2 protein-coding genes are annotated in these 541 nt (G+C 63.4%); both read right to left on the reverse strand.

Features of this window, described 5'->3' with window-relative positions:
• Positions 1-226 (reverse strand): WXG100 family type VII secretion target (locus tag ABD808_RS38340; protein ID WP_344908474.1); only part of this gene is annotated, 226 nt, incomplete at its 3' end.
• Between the two features lie 46 nt (positions 227-272).
• On the reverse strand, positions 273-541 hold a 269-nt coding region (locus tag ABD808_RS38345), incomplete at its 5' end, for a WXG100 family type VII secretion target (protein WP_344908478.1).

Below are 541 nucleotides of genomic sequence, written 5' to 3' on the forward strand. Positions count from 1 at the left end.
CGCCGAGCTGGTTGAGGACCTGCCCGATGTGGGCGGCGGCCGAGTCCCACTGGCGCTTGGCGTCCCAGTACGCCGACTGCGCGCCGCCCTCCCACTGAGACAGGTGCTGCTCCAGGTTCTTCTCCAGGTCGTCGAGCTCATCGACCAGGGCGCGGTAGGCCAGCGTGAAGTCGGCCTGCGCCTGCTGCATCGTGCCGAAATTGGCCTTTGTGTAGCTGTCGCTCACGGTGAGAGTCCTTTGCGGTCAGAGGAATGACAGGAAAGTGAACCGATCAGGTGCCGCCGTTGAGCAGCTGGTTGATCTTGTTGACCGCGTCCTGCTGCTCCTGTTCCGTGCTCTCGTACGTGATCTTGGTGTGCACGAGCTTCTGGTGCATGCCCTCCAGCGCCGTCCGAACCTTGTTCATCTCGGTCTGGAACTCGTTGAACACCCGATCGAAGGACACCGCGGCGTTACCCGCCCAGCCGGACATCAGCTGGCCCTTGTGCCCGTCCAGTTGGCTCTGCAGACCCTTGACGATCCCCGCGGAGTCCTCGATCC

The organism is Actinomadura meridiana (assembly GCF_039537545.1).
Classification (GTDB): Bacteria; Actinomycetota; Actinomycetes; order Streptosporangiales; family Streptosporangiaceae; genus Spirillospora; species Spirillospora meridiana.